Source organism: Rhodococcus sp. SGAir0479, from assembly GCF_005484805.1.
Taxonomy (GTDB): domain Bacteria; phylum Actinomycetota; class Actinomycetes; order Mycobacteriales; family Mycobacteriaceae; genus Prescottella.
In genome coordinates this window covers 1-22,019 of sequence record NZ_CP039433.1, presented here as the reverse complement: position 1 = coordinate 22,019, position 22,019 = coordinate 1, and the positions used below count along the sequence as shown (strand labels likewise).

Sequence of the window (22,019 nt, the reverse complement as noted above, 5' to 3'; positions counted from 1 at the left end):
CTACGACACATAGTTTTTAAGGGGTGGGCCTCGCCTACAGGAGTGCGATGCAAGTCACGAACGATGCTGCCAGCACGATGACCGGGGAGACCAGCGCCGGCAGCGCCACCGTCCCCAAGGCCGCCGCGCAACAGGCGAGGCGCGAGTGGCTTGCGGGCGCAACCGACCGCAAGCTCCAGAGCCGAAGCTCTATGTCGTCACCGAGCCCCAGCGTCCCCGCCGGTCGGGGTAGTGCGGCATCCGTCACAGCAGTCAGGGCCGAGCTGACCGCGGTGGCACTGGTTGCTCGGGCCGCATGATGGTCTGCGGCGATTTCGATGATCGTTCTGACGGCCTTCGGCGCCCGCGCGAAAAGCGGAACGAAAGGCAAGACTCGGGCGAGAACTTCGATACCATTGACGATCCGGTGGTGGTGGCCGCGCAGATGTGCGCGCTCATGTTCCAGAACCGCCTCTCGCTCGGCGCTACTCAAGCTCGAGGACAGCCCTTCGGTGGCAACGACGAAACCCGGTTTTCCGGAAACCGAATAGGCCATGGGCAAAGGGTGGTCGAGCCACATGACGTCGCCGCAGCTTTGGTCTCTGCGAGCAACGATCGAGACGACATCCCGATGGAGGTCGTGTACCCGTGAGCGAGTTGCGGACTGCTTCCTGGCGTAGACGGCGATGCGAACGGCAAACACCACTGCCAGCGCGCCGGCGGCCAGAGCTAGCGCCTGGCCCACCCATGACTGAGCGTTGTGCTGAATCGTCGCAAGGCAACGCATCAGGGCATCAGCGACCCCCTCGGCTGGCGCATGCTCCGGCCAAATCAAGATCACCGCAGCCGAAGCGGCGAAGAACAGCGCACCGGCCAGTGCGGAAAGCCACGATGCCAGCGCGACCCCCGGCCGGATGTCCGACAGCGGCATCCGTTCGAGTGCTGACGGGGCCAGCAACGCCACCAGAATGGCGCTAACCAACAGGATGCTCGCGAGCGTCACCGTCGACTCTTCCGAAGCCCTCTACGCAGCGCAGCGTGTTCCGTCTCGGACACCGTCCGCGCGAAGTGGAGCAACACGGCCGCAGAGTCGCTACTGGCGTCGAGCAACTCTCGCAGCGCCTGCGAGGTCGCCTCTTCGCGTGACTGCTTGGGAGAGTAGAAGTAGGCCCGGCTGCGCTTGTCGCGCTCCACCCACCCCTTCTCGTGGAGATGGGTAACTACGGTCAGGACGGTGGTGTACGCCAGTTCCCTGCGCTCACTGAAGACGGTGACCAGGTCATGCACTGACATCGGATCGGGCGAGGCCCATAGAATGTCCATCACCTCAGCCTCGAGGCCCCCCAGTCCCTTCATGATCCTCCTGTCCCTCCGCCGGTCTTGTTCCGGCGCTGCCGTTCGTCGGGTGGCGAACCGGCCGACGCGCCCCGGGCGCGCGTGGTGGCGAAAGATGCCGGACCACCCTCTGTAAATACTATTCGTCATAGTTGCGATTTGCACATCCCCGGCACCTCCGCTGGTTGCATACATGCGCATATCGCAATACGGTGATGGGGATTGCTGCACTGAGGGGAGATGCCATGGGCGAGGGGCACGGACACGGGCATGCCTCTGCCGCCGGCGGGCCCGCCAGTGCGTCAGGGAAGCATCTGCGACGACTGTGGATTGCCGTCGCTCTGGGAATGACGACTTTCGTTGTGCAGGTCAGCGTGGGTTTGTCAACGTCTTCATTGGCATTGCTCTCCGACTCCGCCCATGTCTTCACGGATGTCTTCGGAATTCTGATGGCGGTCGTCGCCATCACCCTTGCACAGAAGAGTCGGTCTCGCCCGGACCGCACTTTCGGCATGTACCGGGCCGAGGTCTTCGCGGCGCTGTTCAATGCCATCCTGCTGTTCGCAGTCGCGGGTTGGATTCTCTATGAGGCGGTCGAGAGGCTGTCGGACCCGCCGGAAGTCCCGGGAATGCCGGTCACCATCGTCGCCATCATCGGATTGGCGATGAATGTCGCCGCCTTCCTCCTTCTCCGCAGCGGAGCCGAGGAGAGCCTCAATGTGCGTGGCGCATATCTCGAGGTCATGGCGGACATGCTGGGGTCCATTGGTGTGCTCGTGAGCGGCTTGGTCACAGTGCTGTTCGGTTGGCGATACGCCGACCCGATCATTGGCGTAGCGATCGGTCTGTTTGTTCTTCCGCGCGCGTTCAACCTCGGTCGACATGCACTTCGAATCCTATTGCAGCACGCGCCGGCAGGTCTCGATGTCTCCGAGGTTGTGCGCGAACTGAAGACTCTTCCTGGCGTGAAGGATGCGCACGATCTACACGTCTGGACGCTGACCAGTGGCATGGAGGTGGCGACGGCCCACCTGACGATCGACGCCGATGCCGACCCTGTCGCCATCCTTGCCGCCGCCCAGTCGATGCTCGCAGACAAGTTCGAACTTACCCACGCCACACTGCAGGTCGAGCCCGCGCAGGGTCCCGGAAAGTGCCAGGAAACGTCCTGGTAGCGGCTGCTCGCCCCGAGACTGGATCAGCTGAACAGTACTTGAAGCAGTTCGGTCAACGACTCTCCAACCTCCTCGAGGTGGTGGAGCAGTTCCCGGCCAATCTCGATCAGTTCCTCTGGCATAGCCAACCTCCCGAGCCTTCGGTCATCGTAACCCCTTTCGACGCCCCATCGAACGAGATCGTGTCGATCTCATGCGCCCTTGCCGCGAAATGCTAAGCGCGACAACCTCTTCAGGCGCAGCTTGTCAGCACCCCCTCAGCGGTAACTACTATCGCATGTAGTATTTAACGGACGCTTCCGGCGTGACTCTGACGTGGCTTTCCTGAAGGGCTGATATGCGAGACCGAACCCTGCACGGGTCTTTACGCCCCCGTCGCCGCTTGTGGATCCGGTCGGCGAAGGCGATCGCGGCGGCTCTGCTGGTGGTCGGCGCTTCCGGATGCGCGTCAGGGTCGGACGCAGTCGCCCAGGGGGGCAGCTTTGATTTCGTTGCCCCCGGTGGCCAGGTCGATATCTACTATGATCCCCCGGAGAGTCGGGGCACGGTCGGTGTGCTGGCCGGCCCGGATTTGATGACCGACCAACCCCTCGCCCTGTCGGACTACGCCGGTCAGGTCGTGGTCGTCAATTTGTGGGGGCAGTGGTGCGCTCCATGCCGGACCGAGACAGATGACCTCGAGCGAGCTTTCGGGGCAACCCGGAGTCTGGGTGTGCAGTTTCTCGGCATCAACGTGCGCGATCCGCAGCGGGACAAAGCGCAAGACTTCGTCGTCGACAACGATGTTTCCTACCCTTCGATCTACGACCCGCCGATGCGGAGCCTGCTAGCGCTGGGAGGGAAGTACCCGACCAGCGTCGTCCCCTCGACCCTCGTGCTCGATCGCCAACATCGCGTGGCGGCGGTGTTCCTACGTGCAATTCTCACGGAGGACATCCAGCCGGTTATCGAACGTGTGGCGGCCGAGAAGTGATCGTCATCGCCCAGGGCGTCGGTGAGAGTTTTCAGAATGCTGCTGCCACAGGTCCGTTGCTCTTGGCGGTCCTAGCGTGCGCACTGGCCGGACTCGTATCATTCGCCTCGCCGTGTGTGGTTCCGCTAGTGCCCGGCTACTTGTCCTACCTGGCGGGCGTCTCTGGCGCCGATGCCACGGCCATTCTCGACGACCGCAGTGCGCCGGCTCGCGGCGATCGCTGGAAGGTCGCTGGTGCCGCCGGGCTTTTCGTGGCGGGATTCACTGTGGTGTTCGTGCTCGCTACGGCCTCGGTTTTCGGCGTGATCGGCGCCGTCCGCCTCAACCAGGACTTACTGCAAAGGCTCGGCGGAGTGGTCACCATCGTCATGGGTTTGGTCTTCGTCGGATTCATACCCGCGTTGCAGAGAGAGGCCCGGTTTACCCCCAGGCGCATCACCTCACTCGCTGGAGCTCCCGTGCTCGGCGGCGTATTCGGGCTCGGCTGGACGCCGTGCTTGGGCCCCACCTTGGCCGGTGTCATGTCGGTGGCCGCAGGCACTGAAGGCGCGACCGCCGCACGCGGAGTCGTGCTGATCGTTGCGTACTGCATCGGTCTCGGAGCTCCGTTCATCCTTCTGGGGTTCGGTTCCGCGAAGGCGCTGCGAGGAGTCGGGTGGCTACGTCGACACGCCCGCAAGATACAGATCTTCGGCGGTGTGATGCTGATCCTGGTCGGTGCAGCCCTGCTGACCGGCGTCTGGGACCTGTTCGTCGGTTGGGTGCGCGATGAGTTCGTCACCGCGGTCGTACTCCCGATCTGAAGTCCGCCCGAGGCACATCCCGCCAGTTGGAAAGGGCCGGACCCGCGAGGGAACCAGGGGGTTGACGTAAGCACCGCCGGGCGACAAACATAAGTCCGAAAACTATTAGACATAGTATTTGCGGAGTGTGTGGCAGTCGCGTACTTGCGGCCGACAGAAGGGGAAGGTTCCTACATGGCGGGAGGACGCGGAGGCCATGTGAGGCCCCCTCAGCACCGACCGGGGCGAAGCGAGATCCCGGGAGTTCGCCGGGTTCCATGGCTGTTGATCGGAGCGGTTGTCGTCATCCTGTCGTTGATCGGTGTCATTGCCTACAATCTGGCGCCGAGGGTAATGGAGAGAATGAACGCACAACGTTTCGCGCCGACTACCGAGAACCCTGACCCGTCATCGACGATCGAGGGGGTGGTCGAGGTCGAGTACCCGGCAGGGAACCATATCGATGCTCCGCAGCGTGTCGCCTATGACCAGAGTCCCCCGATCGGTGGAGCGCACGATCAGTACTGGGCTACCTGCACCGGGATTGTCTACAGCACGCCAGTTCGCACGGAGAACATCGTCCATTCCCTCGAACATGGTGCCGTGTGGATCGCATACAACCCGGACCGTGTCGCGACGGACGACGTCACCGCGCTCGCTGCCAAGACCGACGGAAAACCCTACATGCTGATGTCGCCATATCCCGGACTGGACTCTGCCGTGTCCCTGCAGTCGTGGGGGCATCAACTCAAGCTCGACAATCCCGGCGACGAACGAGTCTCCCAGTTCATCTCTGCGCTGCGCCAGAACCCGAACACCCACCCCGAGGTCGGCGCAACGTGCGCGACCATGCCCGGTGCGTTCGACCCGGCGAATCCTCCACCGTTCGACCCATCCGCGCCCGGTCCGGATGCCGTCCCGGCTGCTGGGCCGCCCGACTCCAGCCCGCAGGGTTCTCCTATGCCGCCGGCGACGACCGGAGGCGCAGATGGCTGAGGGTGACAGAGACGCCGACACACTCCGCTCGCCAGACAGTGCGTTGACGGGCGAGAAGCCGCGCACGCCTTCACGAGCTACCCTGGCAGTCGGCGCAGTTCTCGCCGTACTCGTCGGAGTGCTCCTGGGTGTGCAGACCGCGGCTTGGCTCGACGCCGATTTCACCGCGCCGCCGGCAGCAGACTCGGTGGAGGTCGGCTTCGCTCAGGATATGTCCACCCACCACGGTCAGGCGGTCGAGATGTCCTCGATGGCACTGACCAATGCCGATGATCCTGCTATTCGGACCCTTGCCTACGACGTGATCACCACGCAACAAAGTCAACTCGGCAACATGCAAGGTTGGCTTGCCTTGTGGGGTCAGCCCTCAACAGGGTCGAGGCCGCTTATGGCCTGGATGTCGAGCGATATGCCCGGCGGGATGCAACATTCGGGATCGATGTCGCCGGGGCGGCCGAGCGGCTCATCGATGCCAGGCATGGCTACCGCCGCTGAGCTCGCGGAGTTGCGGACGCTGACCGGGCCCGCGTTCGATGTGCGCTACCTGCAGCTGCTTCTCCGGCACCATCAGGGCGGTATTCCGATGGCACAGTACGCCGCAAACTCGAGTGGTGTCACGACGGTAAGAACACTTGCCACACAGATCGCGAACACTCAACAAGCCGAGTCCCTCACGATCGAACAGCTACTTCAGGCAAAAGGAGCGGTACCCCTGAGCATGAACTGAGACCGCGGCCTGCTGCAGGGCAATGCAGTCTCAGCTGGTGAAGACGAGCCGAAGCCGACGCGGCAGGATGGTCGCGCCGACTTCGGGGCTCAGTTGTTCTTCTTGCGTTCCCCGCGCAGGATAACCACCAGCCCTGCGACGAACAGAACCGCGACAATTCCACCGAGGATCGGCAGCACCATCGAGCTTCCATCTGTCTCTTCGCCGGCACTGGTCGTCGCGTCGGTGGGAGCGGGCGCCGCACTGCTGACCATAGGGTTCTCGTCGGCGGCGCTACTTCCAGTTGCGGCACCGACGACGGTGAACTTGTAGGTACCCGAGATCGGGTGACCGTCTTCGGAAATCACTCGATAGCCCACCGTGTATTCGCCGGCTGGAAGCTCTGCCGTGACCGACAGTAGTACCCGATCGCCCCGGACGGACGGCGCCCTATCGCCGACCTGCTTTCCGCTCGGGTCCGTCACCGTCACGTTCGCGAACTGATCTTGAATGTTCTGATTGAACGTCAGCTCGACACCTGCAGGGCTGGTATCGAGCACTCCGTCAGCCGCAGGCGATGAACTGATGAGTGCGCTGTGCGCCTGCGCAACTCCGGACCCGATCAGAAACATCGCTCCGACCGCTATCAGAAGCCCAACAACTCTTCTCACTGACATCACCCTTCTTCGATGCCGTCTCAGGCATTCTTGTCCGCCGGTTCTCTAAACCGGACACTTTCTACTACGCAGCATAGTATTAGTGCCGTCGATGGCCCGCACTCGCGACGGAAGCACGACGACTGCGGGTTATGTCGTGAACCTGCGCCCGCTCGGATCGTTCCCACGATCACCGTGCGACGAAACGGTCGACTGACCTTCGCGTGCCTCACGCTGGTGACGCGATTCGCCGCAGGAAACGAATGGGCAGTGGCGATCGGCCGCACCCCGGCCCCATCAGTCGCCAGGCGACTGGATGTCGATTCCGCGCGCGTTCAACCAGGCAATGGGATCGATTTTCGTTCCATCGCCGCGCCAGACTTCGTAATGCAGGTGCGGCCCGGTGGACTGGCCGCGATTTCCGACAGTCGCAATAATGTCGCCGGCGCGAACCTTCTGGCCCGCGGTAACCAGAGCTTCGTTGATGTGACCGAAAACGCCGATGGTGCCGTCATCCTGAAGGATGCGAACCCAGAGACCGAATCCGGACGCCGGTCCCGCTTCGAGTACTGTCCCGTCCGTGACGGACCTGATCGGGGTTCCGATGGTGTTCGCGATATCGAGTCCGTAATGCGTTGTACCCCAGCGTGGCCCATAGTTCGATGTAAGGGTTCCACTGACCGGTGAGAACGATTTGGGTCGGCGAGCCTCGGCCTCCCGAGCTGATCGTTCCGCCTCACGGTCGCGTGCCTTCGCCAACTGATCCGCGAAACGTGCAAGCTCGGGAGGGCGTGACGTCTGCAGGACTTGCGGTGCGCTAGATGCGCCGAGTGGTCCGACTGCCAGAGGTTGCGGCGCTACCTCTTCCTGCGGTGTGGGTGAGGCTGGTGCAGCGTGTGCGCTCGACGTGCCCGCGGCGATCAGGGCGCCTGTAGCTACGGAGAGCGCCATCAATCGTCCGCCGTGGCGGGCCGGGCTGACACGTCGGTGAGCTCCATGGCGTCGACGGGGACGGGCTGCTGCGCCTGCACTGCGCATGAGGGGAACGTCCCGACAGCCGCCCAGTTCCATGACTGGATCGCCGGCTGGAGTGCCTGCCTGCGCATAGTGGACCACGGCAGGGGGGTGGGCGACCCCTGCATGAGGAGCGGCGCTCGCTCGTTCGGTGACAGCGTGATCGGTGTGGGATTCGTTCAGTCTGTGACGAGCCAAGATCACGGTCCTCGCATGGATGGATAACGAAATGATGACGACGCCACCACGGTACTACTATCCGACATAGTTTTTCTAGCCGGCGGTGAGTGGCGCCGATCTCGGCGGTAGCGTCGAGGTCGTGGCATCCCCGGGGTGGTTTTTCGCTCTGCCGAGGGTGTATGCACCGAGAGCGGCGCTGGTGAAAGCCAAGAACGCAATGGTCGCACTGACGAGGGCGCCGAGTTGTTGATCGGAGGCGAGGTCGTCGATCCAGCCGCGCTGCAACGAGGTGAAGTACTGAACGGCAAGTGGTGAGTCGGCGTTGAACAGGACGAAGGCGAAGCCCACGTAGGCGCACAATGCGCTGCTGATCAGAAGAAGCCGAGTGAGCATGGTCGGCGCGGGTCCGGGCGTGGGATCGACACCTGTGAGGGTCCAAAAGAAGAGGAAACCAGATATCAAGAAGTATCCATTGGCCAGCACGTGGACGACGTGGGAGCCGCTCATACTCTCGTACCACCCTCCGAGGTAGTACCCATAAAATCCCGCGATCAAGAGGATCCACGCAATGGTGGGGCGGGTGCAAAACCGCACGAGTGCGCTTCGATGAAGATCGTGTAGCCAATGACGGATGCCGGGGATTTCAGCGGCCTTGTCCCGCGCTTCGAGCACTGATCTGGTTAGAGTCAGCGGAGCCCCCAGGGTGAGGGCCATCGGCACGACGAAGGCGAGAGCCGTGATGGCGGCGATGTGGACGCTAAACACTGCTGGAGCGAACCGTCCGATACCGGACGACGTTGCGATCACGAGCACGATACAGCCGGTCAGCCAACTCGCTGTCCGGCCCCACGGCCAGCGCTGACCTCCGCGTCGGTGCAGGCGTCGCACACCGAGGAGGTAGCAGACTCCGAGGAGCACGGCTGCTGTCCCGAAGAACAGATCAAACCGCCAGTCGAATGCCAGGCGGGCGAACGTGGGCGGGCCGTCCAAGGTGTAGCCGAGCTTCTCCTCGACCGCGCTTGGGGTAGAACGGCTGGTGGGTGCGGGCGGAGGAGTGCGGCCCAGTGCCACTGCGATCCCTATGGTCAAGGCCAGCACGACAATTTCGGTGACAGCCAGTCTCATGAACTCTCGACGGTCATGTGGATCGGTCTGCAGGGCCTTGACGGCAGTGCGTCGCTGGCGCCATCCTGCGAGACCCACCAATATCAAGGCTGCGACCTTCGTGAGTAGCAGCAGCCCGTATGTACCGGTGAGCAACGATGCCAGAGGTACGCGTACCGCGGCATTGATGATTCCGGAAGCTGCCATGATCACGAACGCCCAGAGGGCAACGTTTGAGAATCGGCGAACCGCGACGTCCATGTGGTCGCCTCCGCGGCGGACATGAAGCATCAGCGCGACCAGTCCGCCCATCCACAGCGCGGCGGCAACAAGGTGAAATACGAGGCTGTTGGTGGCGATGTCGTGGGAGCCGCCGGAGGCGGAATGCCCGGACAGAGCGCGCGGCATCAGCGCACCGACAGCCAGTACCAGCAGGATGGGAGTCCACCTGTATCGAAGGGTCATCCTGCACGAAATCGCCACTACGATCGACAGGACGGTCGTCCAGGCCCATGCCCTGGGAACGTCAAGATCTGCGACGGCGCTGAGAAAGGGGCCGGGATCGGCGAAGACGACACTCAGTGACTGCCCAGAGCTGTCCGACAGCGATAGCGGCACCAGAAGGGCGGCGCAAACCGCCCAGACCATGGCAGCGAAACCTGCAGTGCGAACAGCCAGGTATCCATCGACATCTAGGACACCGGACCGCTGCGGCGGAACCAGCACCGTTGCGAGCAGGAGTGACCCGACCATCACGATGGCCGACACCTCGCCCAGGCCTGTCAACGCCGGCAGGCCGTAGAGCGTGAGAGGCCCCGGGTCCGGAAGGCCTAGTAGGAGCAGCGCCTCCGAAGTAGAAAGTTGCGTCAAAGCTGCTGCAGTGGCCCCGGCAACCACACCCCACGCAAGAATGTACGCCGCGTATCGTCGACGCCCGCGAGGCCGGGATTCCGTATTCACGCTCACCATCAAAACCCTTCTGCCGTACTCAGCGAGCTGCGATCGGCAAACCTTCACATCCACGACACACACCGCGAACTACTACGTACGATAGTTTCCGGTTGGATCGGTCGAACACTGCCCCCAACTCACACATCCGGCTTAGCCAGCGTGGATTCGCGCGCCGGCCCCGGTTCGAGCCTTCCCGCGGTGCAAACAAGGGCTTTGCCGAATCTGCCCGACCATCTGAGGGGTGCCGCGGGGAGGCGGTGGGTGACGTCCCGACTGGATTGCGGCACGTAGTCGGACGGCAGTTCTGTCAGCTCAACAGACTCACGGCTGGCCATCGTCACGACAAGCAACACCGCAACCGGATTCTTCCACTACCAAGCCTGGTCCAATGTCCTGGCCGGGCGCTCTAGTGCCGCGCTTGGTTCACGTGATTGTCAGGGTATCTGCGACGTTGGTAACGTGCCGAGCTTCGAGTGGCCGTTGGGCCGGGCCGCGGACAACTGAGCCGTCCGCCGCCGAGAAACGACTGCTGTGGCACGGACACTCGATCGCGCCGTTACGGACGCCCATCACCACACAACCCTGGTGCGTACAGATTGCGGAGAACGCCTTGAATACACCGCTCTCAGGTTGGGTGACCACGATCTTGTTTGCAGAAAGGACGATTCCGCCACCCAAAGGCACATCGGACGTCGCGACCTCGATTGGATCGACAGCTGGCTCGTTGGTGTCGCCCGCACCTGTATCCGCGGTACAGGCAGCCGCTGCCAAGCAGCCGGCCGCGCAGCTCGTGATCAGGAACGCGCGCCTCGGCAGCATGGTTCGGGGATCGCTCACAGACCCATCCTTAACTCGCTACTTTCGCCGCCGGGAACTCGACAGTCGAGCTTTACCCTCCCAGCGCTGCCGGATCTTACAGACACCGTGATCCTTGACCCACGCGCGGGACGCGGGGAGACCGAGAGACAAGGCACCACCTGTCACGGCGTCAGCTCGTCGATGAGGTGTTCCAAGTGCGCTCTCCGCCAGCGACCAGCTCGGTCGAGCCAATGTGTGCCCGACGCTGATCCCCCCGCCCGGCTTGGCTGATCGGTATCGCGCAGCGCGCGGTCCTGGGACGCACTTCAAGGCGCCTGGAGGGCTCTGCGGGACCATGTAATAGCAAGTCCGAATCAGGACTGAGAACCGAGGCTTCCGGCGTTGAAGGTGGTACCGCGCTGTGCGAGCCACTGCTTGGGGTCGGTCTTGTTTCCGTCGGCGTCCCAGGCTTCGAAGTGCAGGTGCGGGCCTGTGGACTGGCCGCGGTTTCCGACGGTGGCAATCTGCTGGCCGGCCTGAACCCTTTGCCCTTCTTCGACGAGGTATTCGTTGATGTGGCCGTAGACGGTGGTGGTTCCGTCGTCGTGCAGCACACGCACCCACAGGCCGAATCCGGATGCTGGTCCGGCCGCAATCACAGTGCCGTCGGCGGCTGCCAGCACCGGCGTGCCGATACTGTTGGCGATATCCAGTCCCCAGTGGGTCGTGCCGGACCTAGGACCGAAGTCCGAGGTCAGCGTGCCGGAGACCGGCGTGACTGCCCGTTGACTATCGGGCAGCTCGGCAGACAGCGCCGCGACTGATCCGTTGACCGGATCGACGGTAGGCGCCGGCGACCAGGCGCTGTCGACGCCAGGCGCGTCATCGCCGACCGCCGCCTGATTCTCGGGGGGAGCGTTTATCACCGACGGCGTGTCGGGCGCAGAAGCGCCGAGGGTGCCCGCGGCGTCGATGACGAACGTGTCGAGCGCAGCCTGCGCAGTAGTGGCGATATTGCCGAGGGCTGCTTGAGCGTCGAGTACCAACTGCTCGTGGTCTGGCTGCACCACACCAGAGTCACGCAGAGTGTTGGCGATGTACTGCTGCACTTGGTCACGTTGTTCGACCACAGGATGTGCCTGTGCCAGTGCGGGCGTTGCAACCTGGTAGCCCGTAAAGAGCACAGCGCCGGTGGCCGCGGCCGCGATCGCGTTGCCACGGCCAGGACCGGCGGCGCGGCGGTGACGTCCGCGATGACCGACGTCGGAGAGGGAAAGAGCCGAAGCAACTACACGGCTCGGGATCGGTTGGCTCGTTTTCCGGTGTCGCGCCAAGACGAAATCCTTAACTCGGAGATCTGTGGTGCCAAGCACCCTGATGTATAACGGAACGATATACGACCTTCGCGCGAATTACTATCCTGCTTAGTATTTTGGGGCTGACGCCACGCCTGAGATCGCTCACGAAATTGGCATCTACCTGCAATAACCGAACGGCGAAGGGTGCCGCAGTAGCGCGTTCACATCTGACCTTCGGTGGCGAGTGGAGGCCCACCCTCTCCGGTCTCGTCGCCGGCGTAGCCCCATGGTGCTTCCCGAATCGTCTGCCACGGACCGAACTCGGCAGGGACGTCCCGCCAAGCGTCTCTGCCCGGTACCGATACACGATGCCTCGACGCCCCCTGATTGCCGCGGAACGGGCGGCCCCGTGCACCCCAGCGGCCGACAGCCTTGTTTCGCTCAGCGGCCACTGGGCAGGAGAGAGGTATTCGGTCCGAGTCACGATACCTAGTGCCGCCGACTCCGCCGCCCCGCTCGGAGCCGCGCTGTTGGCGTCGGCCATGCCGATTGAATCGCTCGGTGAGTCCGGATGCTTCACTCTTTGGGACGGATGGGCTAAGTCATCAGGGTCGAAGGGGCGCCCGCCGAAGTTGCCCGAGCGGTCCGGGCGCGACCACCGGCGCCGCGGCCGAGTACGCAAACTGCGGGCCGAGAATCGAGAACTCACGCGGGCTAACGAAATCCTGAAGTCTGCATCGACCTTCTTTGCGTCAATGCCATCCTGAAGGTGTTCGGTAGGATTCGCCCGCTTCTTTGCTGCCCCGACCTTGTCCGGTGGCTAGTCCCGGTCGTGTGCGCCCTTGACCGGCCGCTCGAATAGGTCTGCGGGCGGGATTCGCGAGGTGAGCGGTACAGCCGTGTCGATTCGGTCGCGAACGCAGAAGGCGCGATCCCGGGCGTAGAACATCTCGACCGCATTGCTATCTCGCGTGGTGTCTACGACGTTCGGCACTGCGTCTCCGAGTTTTGCTACTTGCCCTGCTCGCTGGGCGGAATGATCTTCTTGGCGGCTTCCTTGCCCTTCTCGATCTTGTCGGCGTACTTGCCTTGCGTCTTGGAGTCGATGAAGCCACCAGCCTTGTCGACGGCATGCTCGATCTTGTCCGCGTTTTGCGCCGCTGCCTTCTTCCCCTTGCGGGCCAGACCCTTGAGTGTGTCAACGAGGCTCATCGCGTCTCCCTTGCGTCGTCCTTCGCGTCCTTCCATTCTCACAGTGGCGGATGCCCCACGCCATGTTTGTGCGGATACTCAGCTGCAGGTCCCGACCCGGGACGGCTACGCCGGCGCACCGGATCACCGCGGACCTACCCAACAGGACTCCGGCGTCGCCGATACATGACCGGCCTCGACGTTGTCTGCGCTCTGCGCCGTGCGCGGCGAGTGGGAGTGGCGCAGACCTGATCGCGGCAGCGAAGACCGCCGCCGCGCAGATGGCGTTCATGTCCGGGGGTATTCGATCATGGGCTGTGCAATGCTAGGGCCGCCTCCGTGACGCAACCGTTGCACCGGCGGCGAGGGCAGTCAAGATCGACACCGATACCTCCGGCAGCGCGCCGATTCGGGTGGCCAACGTGATGTTGTCCTGCAGAGGGATCTGACTGGTGAGGACGTCAGCGGTGAACAAGGAGGTTTGGCCCTGGACGGCACCGTCGGGTGTGATGATCGCGCTGACGCCGCTTGTCGCGGCGACCAGCACACTTCGTGAGTGTTCGACCGCCCGCACCCGGGACATCGCCAGCTGCTGGTAGGTCATCTCGGTGCGCCCGAAGGTTGCATTGTTGGTGGGAACGGTGAGCAATTGCGCTCCGGCACGCACGGATTCGGTGACGAGACGGTCGAAGGCGACCTCGTAGCAGGTGGCGACCCCGAGGCGAATGCCAGCGGCCGTCACCACGCCGTCCCCGTTTCCGGGTACGAAGTTGCCCGCTCGCTCGGCGTACGGGACGAGGGCTGTGACCAGCGATCTCATCGGCAGATACTCCCCGAACGGGACGAGCTGGCGCTTGTCGTGTGCCTGCCCCGGCCCAGTCGCAGGATCCCACACGAGCGAGGTGTTGCGTGTGGTCCCGTCGTCGTTCTTCAACACGGCACCGACGAGAATCGGTACGCCGACACTTCGCGCAGCGCGGTCGATGGCATCGGAGGCGTCGGCGTTGCGCAGGGGATCGATGTCGGATGCATTCTCCGGCCACACAACCAGATCGGGCGGGGGCAGTTCACCGGCCGCGATGGCGGCGGCGAGTTCCTCGGTGCGGGCGACGTGATTGTCGAGGACGGCGCGGCGTTGGGCATTGAAATCCAGCCCGAGTCGGGGCACATTGCCCTGCACGACGGCGACGGTTGCCGTCCGTGGTGCGGCGGCCGTCCCGGGAGGAATGGCCAGCGCCAGCCCGACCGGGGCCAACGCGAGCGCACAGTGCAGGAGTCCGCGGCGCACCCGCCGCCTGCACAGGCATGTCAGGAGTCCGGCCACAGCCGCCCCGGACAAGGCGACCGCGAAAGACAGCCCGGGCGCGCCGGAAATGCGGGCGAGGGGCAACAGGAGTCCGTCTGCTTGCCCGAACGCCAGACGCCCCCAGGGAAAGCCCCCGAAGGGAATTCGCGCTCGAATCCCTTCGGTCGCAACCCATGCGCCCGCCACCCACACCGGCGAGGCGGGGAGCCGTGATACCACTACGGCGAGGGCGCCGAACCCCCCGACCGCCGCAGCCTGCGCCGCCGCCACCGCCAGCCATGCCGCGGCGCCCACATACTCGCCAACCCACGGCAGCAACGGAAGGAAGAGCCCCAGTCCGGCGAGGTAGCCGTAACCGATAGCAGGGCGAACCCTCCTTCCCCGCAGGACCATCAACAGCACCGCGAGACCGAGCGGAGCAAGGAACCACCATGATCGCGGAGGGAAACTCGAGTACAGAAGCCCGCCCGCACAGACCGCGGCGACCGACCGGACGACAATGGCCCAACGGTGACGCCGAGTCGAGAATACGAACTCGGACTGCGCTTTCGGCGCGGTGGTGGTCGCCAACCGCTCTTCTCCTTCTGGTTGAGGGGTGCGTGGCGGCAGCTTTGGCTTACGGAGACCCCATGCATGCGTCGAGGCATGGACACGGCACGAAAGGATCTACACCACCGTCCATAAACTATGAAACATAGTAGTTGCAGGTGCGGTGCAGTACTGCACGGCTGCCTCGATTCGCGGCGGGGCTTGGATGATGCTCGCGCCCGTACGCCGCAAGCAATCAGGCGCTCTACACCCTGCGTTAGACCCGCCCCGGTGCCGACCGGGTTGAGACCGCACGCGGCGGGGGTGCATCACCGGCGCCGGCCGTGGTGATGCACACCCCGCCCGGGGTGTCAGCTCCGGTAGTCGAGCCTGGTCATCATGCCCGCGTCCTGATGGTAGCCGTTGTGGCAGTGCAGCATCCAGTAGCCGGGGTTGTCGGCGACGAGGTCGACTTCGATCTTCTGCATCGGCAGCACGATCACGGTGTCCTTGCGCGGGCCGGGAGTGCCGTCGGCCCGGCGGACCTGGAGGGTGTGTCCGTGCAAGTGCATCGGATGCCACATCATCGACGTGTTGGTGAACGTCAGCCGGGCGCGCTGTCCTTCCCGGACGGTCAGTGGCTCCATCTGGTCGATTCCGGGGAAATGATGCGGCAGCAGAAACGCCGTCACTTCTGTCTTATGGATCGTCGACTCCGACACGAGAAGCGCTGGCAGCGTCGCCTCGAGCGCGCGGACGGCCGGGCCTTGTCCGGCGCAGTGAATCCGACGGGGCTTGTCTTCCACCGACGCCCCGAGCCAGTGCCGAACCACCGGCAGTTGGGGTTTGCGCATGCAAGTGTCTCTGTCGAATGCGACGTCTTGATCGGCCCGTCTTTCCCGCACATTCGGAGTCGGTGTACTAGCGAACGAGGCGACGTCCTCGCCCGTCGCCGGACTGTGATTCGCGGGTTTGGCTCCCTATTCCGGTCGCAATTTGCGTAATGGGCATCGGTCCAAATCCGTCAGTTCAGTCCCGCGTAGGAGTGCAGTCCAGAGACCACCATGTTAATGATGAACAGGTTGAAGAGCATTGCCACGAACCCTGCGATATTGATCCACGCTGCACGGGTGTCGCGCCATCCGGAGGTGGCGCGGGCGTGCAGGTAGGCGGCGTAGATCACCCAGGCGATAAACGAAACGGTTTCTTTCGGATCCCAGCCCCAGAAGCGGCCCCAGGCGGCCTCGGCCCAGATCGCGCCGAGGACGACGCCGGCACCGAACAAGGGAAACGCGAAAATGGTTGTGCGATAGGCAAGACGATCGAGGGTATCTGCGTCCGGTAGGCGCTGCATCACCCAGGCGAGTCGAGTGTTCGGGTGCTGTTGGAACCGCACGACCAATAGGAACAGGGCGCTGGATACCCCGGCAACGAGGAACACTCCGCTCGACACGGAGACCACTGACACATGGATCGGTAGCCAGAACGACTGCAACGCCGGTACGACCGGAGCGGCATCGGCATACAACACGGTGCCGGCAACGAACAACAGAATCAGCACCGGGATCAACGCGAACATCCACAGCACGCGCAGCGCCGGCCGACGCAGCACGATCAGCCCTGCGAGTACCCCCACCGCGCAGGTGACGGTGACGAACTCGTACATGTTGCCCCAGGGAAAGCGTGCGGTAGCCAACCCGCGCAGCACCATTGACCCGATGTGCAGGGCCCAGGCCACCATCAGCAAGCTGACGCCCATGCGCCCGAGTCGGTCTGACAGTTCCCTGCCCTTCGGCGTTGTGACTCGGCCGGGGCCGCTGGTTGAGGCCGCCGGGAGGGGGGATGCGAGCGCTGGAGTTGCGCGGCGGGCGCGCGCTGCGGCGAACTCGGCGACGAAAAGCATTAGTGCCAGTAGATAGACGGCGAAGGCGGTTTCGAAGCTCAGGTCGGAGTAGCGGGCAAGCGTGTCGTCGATCGGCATGGGCTATCGGTCTTCTTTCGCCGCGGGTAGGTCGAATAGTTGCTGGCAGATCTGGGTGAATTCCGGCCCCCAGCCGGCGTGATCTGTGCGGGCGAGACCGCCGAACTCGACGATCGTCCCAACGCCGGCGGGGCGTAGACGCACCCAGATCCTGCGGCGTTTGACTATGAGCGAGACCAGTAGGCCGCCCATCATGGTGATCGCGAAGACCAGCACCCACTTTTGCGCGGGATCGTAGGAGATCTGCAGGTTCACGAATTCGTCAGCGCCGTCGAATCGCACCTCTGTGCCGTCGCTGAGGGCCGTCGATTCCCCCGGCCGCAGGTTGACCCGGGCTTGTTTGACCAGTCGTCCCTGATTGATCATTTCGGAGTTGAGTTTGAAGATTGACTGAGGGATGCCGGTGTCCAGACCCGAATCGCCCTTGTAGATGTCGATGGCTACCGCCGGATCCGCCATCGCGGGAAACGCCGAGGTCAGCAGGTTTCCCGCGAACGCCGCGGTAGGGGCGAACAGTCCTTCAATCGCGATCTGGTTGCGGCGACGCTCGTCTGGGTTCGGAAAGGTACCGCCGGGAGGGTCGAAACGCAGAGCCCCGCTGCTCAGGAAAGTTACTGCGTCTTCGGGGGCGAATTGCAGCGTCTCGGTGCGTGTCTGCCCGTCCGGGAAGGTCACGGTGAACCGGGGGGCGTAGCCGTGACCGGTGAGGTAGACCCGTTCGTCGCCGAGACGCAGCGGCTCGTTGACCCGCAATTGGTACTTCTGCCAGCGGCCGGTGCCGATGTCACCTCCAGTCTGGTAGGACAGCATGGAGGTGAACATCTGCGCCTGGCCGTTGTCGAGATAGTCGGCGGAAAAATTCTCTACCTTGAGGCAGAACGGATCGAGCCCAGTACCGTCGGTGGCGGCCCCGGCGCGGAAGGAGTCATACACCGCCGGCGAGGTGTTGCACAGTCCCGGACCGCCGTCGGCGATGACGATCACCGACCCCTCGTACCCGATCAACCGACCGGCGGCGACCGCCACCAACAGTCCGACCAGCGAGAGGTGAAAGACCAGATTGCCCGCCTCGCGTAAATAGCCCTTCTCCGCCGAGACCGACCGCTGTCCGTCTTCCCCGGTGCGCGTGGCAGTCCGCCAGCCCCGGAGCAGCGTGTGTACCCGGACGACAGACTCATCGACCGGCGCGTGGAGCGTCCCCCGACGGTAGTGCGGCAACCGAGACAAATTGCGGGGCGCTGGTACCGGCGCGGTGCGCACAGCGCGTAGATGCTCACGCAGCCGAGGAACCAGACAGCCGACGAGCGAGATCATCAACAGCGTGTAGATGGCCGTGAACCAGAAACTGGCGAACACGTCGAACAACTCGAGCCAGTCGAGGATCGGCCCCACCAACGGGCGCGCGGCGATGTACGCATCAACCTTGCTTGCGTTGAGGCTGCGTTGCGGCAGCAATGCACCGGGAACCGCTGCCAATGCGAGCAGGAACAGCAGCATCAACGCTGTCCTCATCGACGTGAGATGCCGCCAGGAGTTGCGGACGGTCACGGACGCGCGGTGCAGCGGTCGTCGGCCCGGCAGCGGCGTCGTAGTCACGGCGTCGTCCTCCTGTCGCGGCCACATCGTCCTCCGCGGGCAGGGGTCTGGGGTGGGAAGCACGGTCGACTACCAAACCGTGGCTGTCGCCCCCGCACTTTCACCGCGGACCTGTGAAGCCTCTCCGTTATCGTAGGACCAAATACTACCTTCCATAGTTTTTAAAGCTGCCGAGACCTCCGCCCACCGCGGCACCAGGCCGCGGTGGGCGACGCAGAGCCTGGCGGCGGATGCAGCAATGGACGGCGTGAAACCGCCACCAGAAATCCGATCCTGCGGCGGCCCAGGTGCAACAACGCGCCGCCGGTCGGCCCCCCAACTTCGGGCCACCTGGTTGGGGGGCTGCCCCGTTGCGCACCTATTCCATGCCCTCGATCAGTTGGTGCATCCGTTTCCGGCACCTTCGGCGGGCGTGGTACCACGCCAGGGTCAGGTGAGATGTGCGGAATCCGAACCGATAGCCGATCCTGCGGGTTGACGCAAAGATTCGGCTCGTGTCGCTCACAATGCAGCACGGCACCGAAGGCGACATGAGCGGGTTCACGACCGGAGCGACACGCGATCTAGCAGCAGCCCGTCATCGGCGTGCACGCGCACATCTCGCACGTTCCGTTCGCCATCATCACCTGACAGGCCCACCAAGCCTGCAGATTCGCCAGCCAGTTCTCCATGTCCTCACCTCTCATCTAACACCCCTCCCAATATCGTAGATCACCGGTTATCATCGCCATATGACGATTGATAGTGCGGATGGTTGCCTCGCACTGAGAGGCACCGGCTCGAACCTCGACGCTGCGGTGGCGTTGTTCCACAGCCTCTCCGATGGAACCCGGTTGGCGATCGTGCGCCGCCTCGCCCACGGTGAAGCCCGGGTGGCGGACCTGATCGGCGAACTCGGGTTGGCACAGTCGACGGTCTCGGCGCACGTGGCGTGCCTGCGGGACTGCGGCCTGGTCTCCGGCCGCCCGGAGGGGCGGCAGGTGTTCTACTCCCTCGCCCGGCCGGAGCTACTCGACCTGCTGGCATCGGCCGAAACCCTGCTCGCCGCAACGGGGAATGCAGTCGCGTTGTGCCCGAACTACGGCACCGACAACGCCGCGGGGGTGACGGCATGAGCGATGCATGCGGCTGCGGCCACGACGAACCCACCGTCAACGAGGACGGCGAAGAGCGCGAACCTGAGAAGCTGTGGCAGGTCACCGAGATCCGGGCCGCGGCAGCGGCCGGTGTGCTGCTGGTCGCGGCGCTGATCGTCCGGGCGTCCGGCGGAGCCGATGGTCTCGGCTTGGGGCTCGAGGTGGCCGCGCTGATCGTGGCCGGCTACACGTTCGTCCCGTCCACGCTCAAGCGGCTGGCCAAGGGCAAGATCGGCGTCGGCACGCTGATGACGATCGCCGCCGTCGGCGCGGTGGTGCTCGGTGAGGTCGGCGAGGCCGCCATGCTCGCGTTCCTGTTCGCGATCAGCGAGGGACTCGAGGAGTACGCGGTCACCCGCACCCGCCGGGGCCTGCGGGCCCTGTTGTCGCTGGTCCCGGACACTGCCACGGTGCTCCGCGGTGGCCGTGAGGAGACCGTGGCGCCGGCTGACCTCACTCTCGGCGAGATCATGATCGTCAAGCCCGGGGAGCGGGTCGCCACCGACGGCATCATCCGCGTCGGACGCACCGCGCTGGACACCTCCGCGATCACCGGGGAATCGGTGCCCGTCGAGGCCGGTCCCGGCGACGAGGTGTTCGCCGGATCTATCAACGGCACCGGCGTCCTCGAGGTCGAGGTCACCGCTGGCGCGCAGGACAACTCGCTGGCCAAGATCGTGCGGATCGTCGAGGCCGAGCAGTCCCGCAAGGGCGAGGCGCAACGCCTGGCCGACAAGATCGCCAAGCCGCTCGTCCCGGCCGTGATGGTCGCCGCCGCGGTCATCGCCGCCGTCGGCAGCCTCGCCGGGGACCCGCGGGTGTGGATCGAACGCGCCCTCGTCGTGCTCGTCGCCGCCTCACCGTGCGCGCTGGCGATCGCCATCCCCGTCACGGTCGTCGCCGCGATCGGCGCCGCGTCCAAGCTCGGAGTCCTGGTCAAGGGCGGTGCCGCACTCGAAGCACTCGGCCGCATCCGCACCGTCGCGCTCGACAAGACCGGCACCCTCACCCGCAACCAGCCCGTCGTGATCGACGTCGCCGCCGCGAACGGCGCCACCCCCGACGAGGTCCTCGCGGTGGCCGCAGCGTTGGAGGCACGCAGCGAACACCCATTGGCCCGAGCGATTCTCGCCGCCGTCGACCACTACGTGCCCGCCGACGATGTCGATGCCGTGACCGGCGCTGGCCTGACCGGCCGCATCGACGGCGCACCGGTTCGGCTCGGTCGACCCGGCTGGATCGACCTGGGCCCGCTCGCCGCCGAAATCGAACGGATGCAGCACGCCGGCGCCACCGCGGTCCTGATCGAACGCGCCGGAACCGTGATCGGGGCGGTCGCCGTCCGCGACGAACTGCGCCCCGAGGCCCTCGAGGTGATCGCCGGACTGCGCCGCGACGGCTACCAGGTCGCGATGCTCACCGGCGACAACGACCGCACCGCCCGCGCCCTGGCTGCCGACGTCGGCATCGACGAAGTGCACGCCGACCTGCGGCCCGAGGACAAGGCCCGCATCGTCGGAGCCCTCCGTTCTGCACACCCGACCGCGATGGTCGGCGACGGGGTCAACGACGCACCCGCCCTCGCCACCGCCGACCTCGGTATTGCGATGGGTGCGATGGGCACCGACGTGGCAATCGAGACCGCCGACGTCGCTCTGATGGGTGAGGACCTGCGCCACCTGCCCCAGGCGCTGCACCACGCGCGCCGGTCCCGGACGATCATGCTGCAGAACGTCGGCCTGTCCCTGGCGATCATCACCGTCTTGATGCCGCTGGCCCTGTTCGGTGTCCTCGGGCTGGCCGCCGTCGTCCTCGTCCACGAAGTCGCCGAGATCGTCGTCATCGCCAACGGCGTCCGCGCCGGACGCGCCCGTACCCTCACCGCAGCGGCACCCTCGGCGATCACGCGCGAGCCGATCGCCGGGGCTCGGTCATGACATCCGCCGAGCCCACCGCCTCGACCACGGCCGGGTGGCGCCGCGGCCGCCGCACCCTCGTCGCGGTCGCCGTCGCCTTAGCTGCGATCGCGCTGGTCGTCGATCCGATCGCGCGCGAGACACTTTCCGGGGGCCGGGCCGTCGATCTCGGCCTGCTGCAACTGCGCCTGACCTACAACACCGGGGTCGCGTTCAGTCTCGGTGACCAACTCCCCACCGCCGTCGTTCTTGCCGCCACCGCGGCCATCACCGCCACGATCAGTGTGTTCGCGTGGCGTACCGCACCCGACAGTCACCCGATCCAGACCATCGGACTCGCCGCGATCGTCGCCGGCGCCGCCGCCAACGTCATCGACCGACTCCTCGACGGCAAGGTCACCGACTACTTCCACACCGG

At 64.8% G+C, this 22,019-nt stretch carries 19 protein-coding genes and 1 pseudogene; 8 read left to right on the top strand and 12 right to left on the bottom strand.

Features of this window, described 5'->3' with window-relative positions:
• Nucleotides 1-34: 34 nt before the first annotated feature.
• Nucleotides 35-982 (bottom strand): M56 family metallopeptidase, encoded by a 948-nt coding sequence (locus tag E7742_RS22660; RefSeq protein WP_137801375.1) that lies wholly within the window; start codon nucleotides 980-982, stop codon nucleotides 35-37.
• Nucleotides 979-1,335, bottom strand: coding sequence for a BlaI/MecI/CopY family transcriptional regulator (locus E7742_RS22655; protein WP_137801374.1), 357 nt, complete (start codon nucleotides 1,333-1,335; stop codon nucleotides 979-981). The genes E7742_RS22660 and E7742_RS22655 overlap by 4 nt, the downstream gene beginning before the upstream one ends.
• 224 nt (nucleotides 1,336-1,559) lie before the next feature.
• Between E7742_RS22655 and E7742_RS22650 the strand changes: the two genes are divergently transcribed.
• The 5 genes from E7742_RS22650 (at nucleotide 1,560) to E7742_RS22630 (ending at nucleotide 5,967) form a co-directional block, all read left to right on the top strand.
• On the top strand, nucleotides 1,560-2,489 hold the full coding sequence (locus E7742_RS22650; RefSeq protein WP_137801373.1) for a cation diffusion facilitator family transporter: 930 nt from the start codon (nucleotides 1,560-1,562) through the stop codon (nucleotides 2,487-2,489).
• Between the two features lie 337 nt (nucleotides 2,490-2,826).
• Nucleotides 2,827-3,462: a TlpA disulfide reductase family protein gene (locus E7742_RS22645; protein WP_137801372.1), complete on the top strand. Its 636-nt coding sequence runs from the start codon at nucleotides 2,827-2,829 to the stop codon at nucleotides 3,460-3,462.
• Nucleotides 3,459-4,265 (top strand): cytochrome c biogenesis CcdA family protein, encoded by an 807-nt coding sequence (locus E7742_RS22640; protein WP_137801371.1) that lies wholly within the window; start codon nucleotides 3,459-3,461, stop codon nucleotides 4,263-4,265. The genes E7742_RS22645 and E7742_RS22640 overlap by 4 nt, the downstream gene beginning before the upstream one ends.
• 174 nt (nucleotides 4,266-4,439) lie before the next feature.
• Nucleotides 4,440-5,240: a DUF3105 domain-containing protein gene (locus E7742_RS22635; RefSeq protein ID WP_137801370.1), complete on the top strand. Its 801-nt coding sequence runs from the start codon at nucleotides 4,440-4,442 to the stop codon at nucleotides 5,238-5,240.
• A complete protein-coding gene (locus E7742_RS22630; RefSeq protein ID WP_137801369.1) occupies nucleotides 5,233-5,967 on the top strand; it encodes a DUF305 domain-containing protein in 735 nt (244 codons plus the stop codon). Before E7742_RS22635 ends, E7742_RS22630 begins: the two co-directional genes overlap by 8 nt.
• 89 nt (nucleotides 5,968-6,056) lie before the next feature.
• On the opposite strand, the gene E7742_RS22625 is transcribed toward E7742_RS22630, so the two are convergent.
• From E7742_RS22625 to resB, 10 genes and pseudogenes are all read right to left on the bottom strand, one after another.
• Nucleotides 6,057-6,578, bottom strand: coding sequence for a copper resistance CopC family protein (locus tag E7742_RS22625; RefSeq protein WP_254699370.1), 522 nt, complete (start codon nucleotides 6,576-6,578; stop codon nucleotides 6,057-6,059).
• Between the two features lie 321 nt (nucleotides 6,579-6,899).
• The gene (locus E7742_RS23570) at nucleotides 6,900-7,361 is read right to left on the bottom strand and encodes a M23 family metallopeptidase (RefSeq protein ID WP_254699369.1); all 462 of its coding nucleotides are present in this window, start codon (nucleotides 7,359-7,361) and stop codon (nucleotides 6,900-6,902) included.
• Between the two features lie 528 nt (nucleotides 7,362-7,889).
• Complete coding sequence (locus tag E7742_RS22615) at nucleotides 7,890-9,923, bottom strand: cytochrome c oxidase assembly protein (protein WP_254699368.1); 2,034 nt, start codon at nucleotides 9,921-9,923, stop codon at nucleotides 7,890-7,892.
• Between the two features lie 351 nt (nucleotides 9,924-10,274).
• Nucleotides 10,275-10,688, bottom strand: coding sequence for a Rieske (2Fe-2S) protein (locus tag E7742_RS22610; RefSeq protein WP_254699367.1), 414 nt, complete (start codon nucleotides 10,686-10,688; stop codon nucleotides 10,275-10,277).
• A gap of 335 nt (nucleotides 10,689-11,023) precedes the next feature.
• Nucleotides 11,024-11,758, bottom strand: coding sequence for a M23 family metallopeptidase (locus E7742_RS22605; protein ID WP_254699366.1), 735 nt, complete (start codon nucleotides 11,756-11,758; stop codon nucleotides 11,024-11,026).
• A gap of 1,200 nt (nucleotides 11,759-12,958) precedes the next feature.
• Nucleotides 12,959-13,159 (bottom strand): antitoxin, encoded by a 201-nt coding sequence (locus E7742_RS22600; RefSeq protein ID WP_137801366.1) that lies wholly within the window; start codon nucleotides 13,157-13,159, stop codon nucleotides 12,959-12,961.
• 304 nt (nucleotides 13,160-13,463) lie between these two features.
• On the bottom strand, nucleotides 13,464-15,014 hold the full coding sequence (lnt, locus tag E7742_RS22595; protein WP_441346934.1) for an apolipoprotein N-acyltransferase: 1,551 nt from the start codon (nucleotides 15,012-15,014) through the stop codon (nucleotides 13,464-13,466).
• A gap of 329 nt (nucleotides 15,015-15,343) precedes the next feature.
• Nucleotides 15,344-15,625 (bottom strand): annotated as a pseudogene (locus E7742_RS22590) (multicopper oxidase domain-containing protein); the annotation flags it as partial.
• Between the two features lie 371 nt (nucleotides 15,626-15,996).
• Complete coding sequence (gene ccsB, locus E7742_RS22585; RefSeq protein WP_137801365.1) at nucleotides 15,997-16,953, bottom strand: c-type cytochrome biogenesis protein CcsB; 957 nt, start codon at nucleotides 16,951-16,953, stop codon at nucleotides 15,997-15,999.
• A gap of 3 nt (nucleotides 16,954-16,956) precedes the next feature.
• Nucleotides 16,957-18,576 carry a cytochrome c biogenesis protein ResB gene (gene resB / locus E7742_RS22580; protein WP_137801364.1) on the bottom strand — a complete coding sequence of 540 codons (1,620 nt, stop codon included), beginning with the start codon at nucleotides 18,574-18,576 and terminating at the stop codon, nucleotides 16,957-16,959.
• Nucleotides 18,577-19,280: 704 nt separating this feature from the next.
• On the opposite strand from resB, the gene E7742_RS22575 reads away from it, so the two are divergent.
• From E7742_RS22575 to E7742_RS22565, 3 genes are all read left to right on the top strand, one after another.
• Nucleotides 19,281-19,664: an ArsR/SmtB family transcription factor gene (locus E7742_RS22575; protein WP_137801363.1), complete on the top strand. Its 384-nt coding sequence runs from the start codon at nucleotides 19,281-19,283 to the stop codon at nucleotides 19,662-19,664.
• Complete coding sequence (locus E7742_RS22570; RefSeq protein ID WP_137801362.1) at nucleotides 19,661-21,622, top strand: heavy metal translocating P-type ATPase; 1,962 nt, start codon at nucleotides 19,661-19,663, stop codon at nucleotides 21,620-21,622. Before E7742_RS22575 ends, E7742_RS22570 begins: the two co-directional genes overlap by 4 nt.
• Nucleotides 21,619-22,019: signal peptidase II (locus tag E7742_RS22565; RefSeq protein WP_137801361.1), on the top strand; the 401-nt coding region annotated here is incomplete at its 3' end. The genes E7742_RS22570 and E7742_RS22565, both read left to right, overlap by 4 nt.